At 62.5% G+C, this 9,601-nt stretch carries 10 protein-coding genes; 4 read left to right on the top strand and 6 right to left on the bottom strand.

The window, feature by feature from the left end:
• Positions 1 to 95: 95 nt before the first annotated feature.
• From QZ190_RS05010 to QZ190_RS05035, 6 genes are all read right to left on the bottom strand, one after another.
• Positions 96 to 611: a TIGR02281 family clan AA aspartic protease gene (locus tag QZ190_RS05010; protein WP_291914212.1), complete on the bottom strand. Its 516-nt coding sequence runs from the start codon at positions 609 to 611 to the stop codon at positions 96 to 98.
• A gap of 114 nt (positions 612 to 725) precedes the next feature.
• Positions 726 to 2,045: a type II toxin-antitoxin system HipA family toxin YjjJ gene (gene yjjJ, locus QZ190_RS05015; RefSeq protein WP_291914214.1), complete on the bottom strand. Its 1,320-nt coding sequence runs from the start codon at positions 2,043 to 2,045 to the stop codon at positions 726 to 728.
• Between the two features lie 103 nt (positions 2,046 to 2,148).
• A complete protein-coding gene (locus QZ190_RS05020; RefSeq protein WP_291914216.1) occupies positions 2,149 to 2,961 on the bottom strand; it encodes a LytTR family DNA-binding domain-containing protein in 813 nt (270 codons plus the stop codon).
• A complete protein-coding gene (locus QZ190_RS05025) occupies positions 2,958 to 4,085 on the bottom strand; it encodes a sensor histidine kinase (RefSeq protein ID WP_291914219.1) in 1,128 nt (375 codons plus the stop codon). The genes QZ190_RS05020 and QZ190_RS05025 overlap by 4 nt, the downstream gene beginning before the upstream one ends.
• A 7-nt stretch (positions 4,086 to 4,092) precedes the next feature.
• Positions 4,093 to 5,205 carry a prolyl oligopeptidase family serine peptidase gene (locus tag QZ190_RS05030; protein ID WP_291914222.1) on the bottom strand — a complete coding sequence of 371 codons (1,113 nt, stop codon included), beginning with the start codon at positions 5,203 to 5,205 and terminating at the stop codon, positions 4,093 to 4,095.
• A gap of 181 nt (positions 5,206 to 5,386) precedes the next feature.
• The gene (locus QZ190_RS05035) at positions 5,387 to 5,806 is read right to left on the bottom strand and encodes a DUF2306 domain-containing protein (RefSeq protein WP_291914224.1); all 420 of its coding nucleotides are present in this window, start codon (positions 5,804 to 5,806) and stop codon (positions 5,387 to 5,389) included.
• A 207-nt stretch (positions 5,807 to 6,013) separates the two neighbouring features.
• Here QZ190_RS05035 and QZ190_RS05040 point away from each other — a divergent pair, with 207 nt between their 5' ends.
• The 4 genes from QZ190_RS05040 to QZ190_RS05055 all read left to right on the top strand — a co-directional run bounded on the left by QZ190_RS05040 (position 6,014) and on the right by QZ190_RS05055 (position 9,572).
• Complete coding sequence (locus QZ190_RS05040; protein WP_291914226.1) at positions 6,014 to 6,838, top strand: undecaprenyl-diphosphate phosphatase; 825 nt, start codon at positions 6,014 to 6,016, stop codon at positions 6,836 to 6,838.
• A 143-nt stretch (positions 6,839 to 6,981) separates the two neighbouring features.
• Positions 6,982 to 8,205, top strand: a complete 1,224-nt coding sequence (locus QZ190_RS05045; RefSeq protein ID WP_291914228.1) for an MFS transporter — start codon at positions 6,982 to 6,984, stop codon at positions 8,203 to 8,205.
• A gap of 26 nt (positions 8,206 to 8,231) precedes the next feature.
• A complete protein-coding gene (locus QZ190_RS05050) occupies positions 8,232 to 8,729 on the top strand; it encodes a nuclear transport factor 2 family protein (RefSeq protein ID WP_291914230.1) in 498 nt (165 codons plus the stop codon).
• Positions 8,730 to 8,759: 30 nt separating this feature from the next.
• Complete coding sequence (locus QZ190_RS05055) at positions 8,760 to 9,572, top strand: enoyl-CoA hydratase (protein WP_291914231.1); 813 nt, start codon at positions 8,760 to 8,762, stop codon at positions 9,570 to 9,572.
• Positions 9,573 to 9,601: the final 29 nt, after the last annotated feature.

The following is a 9,601-nucleotide window of genomic DNA, read 5'->3' on the forward strand; positions in this document are numbered from 1 at the left end:
TATTCAAATGTTACCCAGCTGAAGGCTGTACGACGACAGGAAATTGGACGTATTGAAGCCCGTGTTTCAAGGCGTGTTTCAGGGCCTGTGTTGTTTCAGGGCCGCTGGCGCAGCACCATCTCGTCGCGCCGGATTTCCACGTCAAAGTGTTTCAAAAACGCCTGGCCCAGCAGCGCTTGTTCGGGTGGCATGCCGCTCAGGCCCACGGTGATGCTGGTGTCGTTGAGCACCAGGTGCCCCGCCCGCACGGGCACGCTGCGCACCAGTTGGCCCGGGCGCTGGCCGTTGGCGGTGCTCAAGGTAATGCTCTGGCCCGCAGGCAGCCCGGCCTGGGTGGCCAGCGCTTGGCTCACGCTGACATGGCTGGCCCCGGTGTCCACCAAAAAGCGCACGGGCTGTCGGTTGACTTCGCCCTCGACATGAAAATGCCCGTCGCGCTGGCGCGGAATGACCAAATCGCCCGAGCTGAGTGCATAGGGCTTGAGGCTGGCCTGGCGGTTTTGCTCCATGCGATCAAATACCAGATACAACACCCCGGCCACAGCCAGCCACACGGCGGCGATGGCGAACGCGCCGAGGCGGGCGGTTTTGTGAAGATTGGGCTGTGACACGTCAAGCAATGTACCTGCCCCAACGATTGGGTTCGAGATACCGTTTAGGCGAAAGGGGGAATTCGTTGGGTTGAGGCCGATGGGCGGTGTTGACTGAGCTTGCTTTTTGCGCACTCATGCGGTGTGTGAGAGCGCCAGTTCGCGAAATTCAGGGCTGATGCGCTCGTCAGCGGCGGCGCGCAGCCAAAAGCGGCGTGCCAAGGCTTGGGCGGTGGGCCACACGCCCAACGTGTGCTCGTTCGGGCGCGGTGTTTGGATGTGCCATTCGCGTGGCACCACTTCGCCTGCCACGGGCGCGTAGAGCATGGGGAGCATGTCGTACGCGGGCGCGAGTTGCCAGCGGTTGTCATGCAGCAGCAGCGAGACGTTGCCGTGGTGGCGGTCGTTGTTGGCGATGAGCGCGCCATACGCATCGAGCAGGCAAAGCGTTTGCACGTCTGATGGGTTCAAGCGTTCGGAGCCGGCACGGTGCGTTAGCGCCGCCAGAGCAGACCATTGGTTGCCCAAGCCCACATAACGTGCGTCATAGGCTTCCAATGACACCATGCCCACGCGGCCGCCCTGGGCTGTACGGTCAAAGCGTTGACTTTGCAAGAACACCCGCCCGCCTGCCAAAACGATCTCAGTGTGCGCTGCGGCCACGCCTGCCTCGCTCAGGGTTTGCAAGGCCAGCGCTTCGCACACCAGCAAATCTCGCCAACGTTGGGCTGCTGGGTTGTCGCCCGTGGGCGAAAACTTCACGATCACCGGGTGCCCGCCCACCACCGCAGTGAACTTGGGTTGTTCGCCGCCTGCGCTGGAGCCGTTCAGGGCTTGCCCCAAGGCTTGCTCGGCCAGCGCTGGGTATTGGCGCTGGGGCTCCGTCACCACTGTTGCAGTGCTGCGCAGCGGCGAAGCCAAGCCCCAAAAACGCTGCAACGAGGCGCTGCCAAGGAGCAGGTTACCGGGCAGGTCTTCGCCCGCTTGACAAAGGGCGCGCAAGATGTGTTCGTCGTTCCAGTGGCCGATCTGTGGCGGCAATTGCAAAGCAGCGTGGATCTGCACAAAGGCGCGGCCCAAAAAGCCTTGTGGTCGGGCGTCGTACACGAACCAGGGCAGGTTGATGTGGTGTTCGCTGTGACCGTGGTTTTTGTCGTTTTCTTCCATCCAAAAAGTACCGCCGCTCAAGGGGTACAAGGTGCCAAAGGCGCGCACGGTGCCATCGCCCTGCACCTCATGCACCACGACTTGCGTGCCCACGCCCGACACCTCTCGCGGCAGGAGGTAGCGCTGTGAACGCGCTGCCCCCACCTTGACCACCCGCCCATCGGCCACCAGTGGTGCAAGCCAACGCGATACCGTGGCTTGGCTGGCGTTCAAGGCTTGTTGCAGTTGGACGCTGCTGGCGTGCCCGCCCAAGCGGCGCAGCGTTTGTGGCAATTGCGCTTCCGTCATGAATAGATACTTGAATGGATAAAATTCATATTATTCAACGGTTTTAATGGGATAAGCGATTTTTTCGTGAATAAATAAAAGGTTCCTGAGAACCGGCGTCAGTTCACATGGCCTTGAACAAATGCGCGTAAAGGCGGCTCACGGCCAGCCGATCGGGCAAGCCTTTCAGGCGCAAACTCAAACGCCCTGATTCGTCGCGGGTGACCGATTCGATGGCCGTGGCGCGCACCACAGAGCCTCGGTGGATTTGCCAGAACACTTGTGCATCGAGCCGCTGCATGAGTTCTTTGAGCGGGGTGCGCAGCAGCACTTCTGTGCCGTCGGTGGTGAACACGCGAACGTATTTGTCGGCTGCTTCCAGGTGCAGGACATCGGTCACCGGCACCATGCGCAGCTGGTTGCCCACGCTGGCTTGCAGCAGTTGCAAGGGAGCGTCGGGTTTGGCGGCTTCGGTGGACGCGCTCAGCAAGGCGCGCAGTTGTTGGAGCACCGGGTCCAGTTGTTCGCTGGTTTGGGGGCCGGGCTGGCGCTGGCGCAGGCCGTTTTGCAGCCGCGCCACGGTTTGGGCCAGCCGGTCGGCGCGCACGGGCTTGAGCACGTAGTCCACCGCTTGCGCGTCAAACGCGGCAATGGCGTATTGGTCATAGGCGGTCACAAACACCAGCAGCGGAAAAGTGTGAGTTTCGGGCCATTCTTCGGCCAGTTCGGCGGCGGCCTCCAGCCCGGTTTGGCCGGGCATGCGGATGTCAAAAAACAGCACATCGGGGCGGTGTTGCAGCGCCAGTTGCACGGCGCTCAGCCCGTCGCCCGCAATGGCCAGCACACGCAGCGCGGGCCACAGGGCGCGCAATTCGTTCGCCAGGGTTTGCGCCAGCAGGGGCTCGTCTTCGGCGATCAGGGCGGTGGGAGTGTTCATGCGGTGGGAGTTGTGAAACGCAATGTCAGCACCACGCAAGTGCCGCCCGTGGGCAAGGGGCTGATGTGCATGCCCGCGCGTGGGCCATACAGGGTGTGCAGGCGCTGGCGCACATGGCTCAGGCCCCAAGAGGGTCCGGTTTGTGCGCCGTCTGCCTGCAGCGGGCGTGCTGCATCGGTCAGCGCCAGTTCGCTGATGCCGCTGCCGTTGTCGCGCACCGTCAGCAGCAGCTGCGCACCTTCGGCGCGGGCCTGCACCTCGATGCGGCCGCCGCTGACCTGGGGCTCCAGGCCGTGGCGAATGGCGTTTTCCACCAGCGGCTGCAGGATGAAGCGCGGCACGGACGCTGTGGCCAATGCGGGTGGTAAGTCCAGCTCAAACGCCATGCGTGGCCCCATGCGGATCGCCATCAGGCTCAGGTAATCGCCCAGACGAGAGAACTCGTCGCCCAGCGGGTGCAGCGCTTGGTACATCGGCAGTCGCGTGGCTTGCAGCGTGGTGCGCAGGTAGTCGTTCAGGTGGTCGAGCATGGCGTGGGCGCGTGCCGTGTCTTGGCCGATCAAGGCCCGCAAATGCGCCAGCGTGTTGAACAGCATGTGCGGCTCCAGCTGCGACTGCAGCAGCATGAGCTGGGCCTGTGTCACCTCGTTGGCCAGCGATTCGGCTTTGCCGCGTTGGCTGAAATACGCGACGAAGGCGACGCTGATGGCGAGGGCGCTGACCATCAGGCCCAAAAAGCGGTTGCGATTGAGGTACCACAACTCCCAAGTGGACTTGCCTGAATAAGAGTCGCCCACCAGCGTGCCCAGCACATAGCCCAGCGGAATGCCCACCAACAGCATGAGCATGGCGGGCAGCGCAGGCGGCCAGTAGTAGGGCGCGGGTGAGTGCAGCAGGCGCTTGAAGGCAAAGCGCGGCACATCGGTCAGCAGCCAAATGAAGGTGGAGATGGCGTAGGCGTAGACCATCGAGACATCGATGGCGCTGGGATGTCCTTTGGCCACGTTGCCGTTCCAGGTGGCCAAGCCGATCAGCAAAGCCACGCCCCACACGATCAGTAAGCGCTGGAGCATGGGGCGACGGTGCTGGGGCGGGAGCCAGGCAAGAAGGGCGTTGGTGTTCATGGCTGATTCAGATCTTTTGTTTGAAGAATACCGCGATCTGGTCGAAGGCTTTTTGGCGGTCTGCGTCGGTGAATTCGGGCTTGGGCAGGCCGCCGCGCATTTGGGTGGCAGCCACGGTTTGGGCCACGCTGGTAGGCCAGGGCGAGAGCCAGTCAAAGTGGCCCGCTTGCGGGTGGTCCGACAAGGTGGTGCAGCGGGTGCAATGTTTCAGCACATGCTGGCTGTGAAAGCGGGTCAGCAGCACACCGTCATCGCCCGATGTGCTCAGGCCCACGGGGATGCGGATGCGCGCCAGGCTTTCGGGGGTGAAGATGACCCCGACGGGCACGGCCAGGCTGACGGCTGCCACACGGGGGTCGGGGCGCGGGTCATGGCCTTGGCCTTTTGTCTTGACATTGCCGCTGTGCACCACTTTCAAGTTGTCGGGGGCGTTGCTTTCGGTCAAAACTTTCGCCAATAAAAACTGGGTTTTGCGCTGCAGTTGGGGCCAGGTCTTTCCTCCCAAGCCGTTCAGACAAAAGCCGATGTCCGCGTCCAGGTTCTGCGCACAGTGCTGGATCAAATTCAACATGCGCCACTGCGCCCCGGCCAGCACCAGGCCAGTCACACCGCCTGCCGACATGCCGTGCACGCCCACGCGGCGGGTGTCCACCAATGGGGCCAGCTCGGGGTCACGCGCCACGGCGTCGATGGTCTCGCTCACGTCTTGCGGGCGGGTTTTCCAGCTCTCGGGGCCTGCTTTGCTGAAGTCTTGCCAGTTGTCGCCCCGGTGCTCGGGCTGGGCCACCACAAAACCGGCGCGGGCCAGTGTGGCGGCCAGCGTGTGCTCGGGCAAGGCGCTGCCAGCGGTGCCGTGCGACAAGACAATCAACGCCCGTTTGCCCGATGCCGCTGTTGAATCAGCTGGCAAAGGCGCTGCGTTGCTGGCGACCTGAACGGTGAATGCCCCTTGGGTCACGGGCTGGGCCGCTGCCGCAGTGGGGTAGACCAAGGTGATGGGCATGCCGTTCGTCTGAATCTGGCGCATGCCCACAGAGGTGACTTGGGCCTGGCTGGCGCTGGCGGCCAGCAAGCTGAAGGCGCACGCCAGGCGGGTGAATGTTTGGAGAGGGGTGGTCATGATGCAGTTGCTTTCATGGGTTTTGTTGTGGTTGAGTTGGTCTCTTGGTAGGAGCCCACCCCTGTGGGCGATTGCAGGCTCGCCATCGCCCACAGGGGTGGGCTCCTACAAAAACATCCAACTTCGTGCTTGGTGAGCGTTGGCTATGCTTGTGGTGCACGACTCAAAGTCCCTGGCTCAATCAACCCAGCCATTGGCCCCAAACCAGTTGGCCCAAATAACGCCCGGGCAGCAGGGTGAACATGCCTGTGACGATGCAGGCCCAGAAATACAGCCATTGCATGGTTTTGCGGTGGCCGGTGATGTTGCCCGCCGCCAAATACCGGAAGGCCCGGAACAGGCTGAACAGGGTCAGCGGAATGAGCAAATGGATGGGCGTGTAGCCCCAAAGGTTGGGCAGCCGGAAGTCGCGGATGAACATGCCCGTGAGCGCCGCCCCCAGCATGCAGGTGACCCAGGCGTAGCCCAAGGCGCGGTGCAGTTGGGGGCGAAGGGTTGCGCCCATGCGGGCCCAGAGGACCCAAGGGCCGATGGCGACGGCGCTGAGCGCCAGGCTCAGGTGCACGGCGATGATGGGCGTCAGGGATGAGGGTGGTGGCACGTTTTTTCTCTTGAATGGCTTGTGGTGCTTGCACTGTGGCGTGCCATGAGCCCGCTATCAATGCGTATGCGACGGCTGACCGTTCAGGCGGCGCGAGATGCTATGGGCGGGTGTGAATGGCGCACGCCAATGGACGTGTGCGCCGAATTTGTGGAGGCAGCCATGCCCGAGCAACGATAATCCCCCCAGATTTTTCGAGGAGCGTTTGTGGACCTGATGTTGTTGCTGAAAGCCGCCGTGATGGGCGTGGTCGAGGGTTTGACCGAGTTCTTGCCGATTTCGTCCACCGGGCATTTGATTTTGGCGGGGGCTTTGCTGGGCTTTGACGATGACAAAGCCAAGGTGTTCGACATCGCCATTCAGACGGGCGCGATTTTGGCGGTGATCATTGTGTATTGGCAAAAGATCAGCAGCACGGTGCGCGCTTTGCCGCACAGTGCCGATGCCCAGCGTTTTGCGCTCAATGTGTTCATCGCGTTTGTGCCGGCCGTGATCCTGGGCTTGATGTTTGGCAAGGCCATCAAGGCGAACCTGTTCACGCCCGAGGTGGTGGCGACCAGTTTCATCATTGGTGGTTTCATCATTTTGTGGGCCGAGCGCAGACAGGCCAGCGCTGTGCGCATTGGCGAGGTGGAAGACATGCGTTGGCAGGACGCTTTGAAGGTCGGACTGGTGCAGTGCCTGGCCATGATTCCGGGCACCAGCCGCAGCGGCGCGACCATCATTGGTGGCATGTTGCTGGGCATGTCGCGCAAGGCGGCGACCGATTTCTCTTTTTACCTGGCCATCCCCACGCTGATTGGGGCCGGGGCTTACAGCCTGTACAAAGACCGCGCTTTGCTGAGCATGGCCGATGCGCCGATGTTTGCGGTGGGCTTGGTGTTCTCGTTTTTGAGCGCCTGGGTGTGTGTGCGTTGGCTGCTCAAGTTCATCTCGACCAACAGCTTTGAGGTGTTTGCGTGGTACCGGATCGTGTTCGGTCTGGTGGTGCTGGGCACCAGCTACTTTGGGCTGGTGAGCTGGACGGCCTGATCAGGTCTGTTTTGGCCTGATTGGCTTGATCGGGGGGCCTTGGTGCGGTGCACCTTGGCGACATGCGGGGCCCTGTGTCGCGCCCAGAATGGAAGCCCCTTGTTTGACGCATCTTGCAGATGCGTTGGTTCACAGCCCTTTGCATGTCTGAAGTCCTGTCCGCCTCTTTCCGCCGCCTGGCCTGGTCCAACTTGCTGGCGCAGTCGGCCGAGCAGCTGAGCCTGGCCGCTGTCCCCATCGTGGCGGTGCTGCTGCTCAAGGCGGGGCCCGGCGAGATCGGTTTGCTGGCTTCCATCCAATCGCTGCCGTTTTTGCTGCTGTCGATGCCGCTGGGCCTGCTGGCGGACCGCACTTCGCGCACGCGCTTGATGGCGCTCGCCGAGGCCTTGCGGGCGCTGGCTTTGCTGCTTTTGTTGGCGCTGATCGTCACGGGCCATGTGTCGATTGCGGCTTTGGCCATCATTGGTTTCATGGCGGCAGTGGGCACGGTGGCTTTCAGTGTGGCTGCGCCTTCGTTGGTGCCTGCGCTGGTGCAGGTCGAGGGTCTGGCCCGGGCCAATGGGCGGTTGGAGTTGGCGCGCAGCGCGGCGTTTGCGGCAGGCCCGGCTTTGGCGGGCGCCTTGATCGCGTGGACCGGGGCGTCGGCGGCCTTTGTGCTGTCGGGCATGTTGTCGGTGGCGGCGGTGTTGTGCCTGCGCGGCATTGCAGAGCCAGCACGCGCGGCCATGCCAGCGCGCCACCCTTTGCTGGAGTTGCAAGACGGTGCCAAGTGGGTGTGGCAAAGCGATTTGCTCCGGCCCATGATGTTTTGCTCGATCGCCTGGAACATTTCCTGGTTCATGCTGCAAGCGGCCTATGTGCCTTATGCCATCAACGACCTGGGGCTGGACGCCAGTGGCGTGGGCATAACGCTGGCTTTGTATGGCGTGGGCATGATCGTGGGGGCCTTGCTGGCGCCGCGTGTGGTGCGGGCGCTGCCCTTTGGGCAGGCGATTTTGCTGGGGCCTTATTTCTCGGTGCTGGCGGCGGTCACCATGGCGCTGACGCTGTTTTGGCCCCAGGGTTGGGTGGCAGCTTTGTCTTACTTTTTGTACGGTGCGGGCCCGATCCTGTGGGTTATCACCTCGACCACCTTGCGCCAGACCGTCACGCCACGCGCCATGATCGGGCGGGTCACATCCATCGTCATCGTGGCGAGCACGGGCGCACGGCCTTTAGGCGCGGCGCTGGGCGGCTTGTTGGGGGTGTATTTTCCGGCCTCGGTGAGCCTGTGGTGCGTGGTGCTGGGCTTTGGGATGCAAGCGGTCATCATCACCGCATCCAAGGTGCGCACGCTCAAACGCCTGCCCGACCCTTTGCCCGATTGAATTAAAAAAACGAAGGAGACCAGGGCATGCATCCAGACGAATTTGAAGAATTGCTCAAGCGGTTTTCAGCCGCTGCCGAAGCGGGCGATGGCGAGGCCTTTGCGCAGTGCTTCACGCCAGACGGCGTGTACCACGACTACATCTACGGCGACCACACGGGCCGCGCCGACATTGCCCACATGATGAATGACTTGTTCCACCGCGATGCCGGGCCCGATTACCGCTGGGAGATGTTTGACCCGGTGTGCAATGGGCAAGTGGCCTATGCGCGGTCTTTGTCGAGCTTCACCTCGCGGGTGCCCGAGTTTGCGGGGCGGCAAGTGGTGATCGACGGCATCAGCCGCTTTGAGCTGAAGGATGGGCTGATTTGCGATTACAGCGAATCGGTCAATGGTGGCGTGGCCATGGTGCAGCTGGGGGTGGCCGCGCCGCGCCTGGAGAAGGTGCTCAAGCGCTGGAGCCAGCAGTTGATTGACCAGCCTGCGACCCAGGCATTTTTGGCCCGTGGCAAACGCACCGTTTGATTTGTTCCATCCTTCTTTGAAAGCCTGGCCATGAGTTTCCAAGACATCCTTTACAGCGTGGATCACCGCATCGCGACCATCACCTTGAACCGCCCGGACAAGCTCAACGCCTGGACCGCCGTGATGGAGCGCGAGGTGCGCGAGGCCATGGATGCTGCCGCCGCAGACGACGGTGTACGCGCCATCGTGCTCACGGGCGCAGGGCGGGGCTTTTGCGCGGGGGCCGACATGGATTTGCTCAAGGGCCTGGACCCGAGCGACATCACGGCCACCACCTGGACAAAACCTTTTGATGTGAACCAGCGGCTGGACTACCAGACACGCTATGGGTTTTACCCGGCGATCCCCAAGCCGGTGATTGGCATGCTCAACGGCGCAACCGCAGGCATTGGGCTGGTGCACGCCTTGTATTGCGACATCCGTTTTGCGGCGGACAACGCGGTGTTCACCACCGCGTTTTCAAGGCGCGGCTTGATTGCCGAACACGGTTTGAGCTGGATGCTGCCCCGCATCGTGGGCCACGCCAATGCGATGGATTTGTTGCTGTCGGCCCGCAAGCTGCTGGCCCCCGAGGCGCAGGCCATGGGCTTGGTCAACAAGGTGTTTGCGCCCGATGATTTGGCGGCCGCCACGTATGCCTATGCGCGTGATTTGGTGGACAACGTGTCGCCGCGCTCGATGGCGGTGATCAAGCGCCAGCAGTACGACGCGCCGTTTCAGACGCTGGCAGAAAACACCCGCCAGGCCAATGCTGAAATGGCCCGCAGCTTTGCAAGCGATGACTTTCGCGAAGGGGTGGCGCATTTCATGGAGAAACGCGCCCCGCAATTCACGGGCCGATGAATGTGCCAATGAATGCGCCGCGGTGGGCT

It is taken from the genome of Limnohabitans sp. (genome assembly GCF_017848645.1).
Lineage (GTDB): Bacteria > Pseudomonadota > Gammaproteobacteria > Burkholderiales > Burkholderiaceae_C > Limnohabitans_A.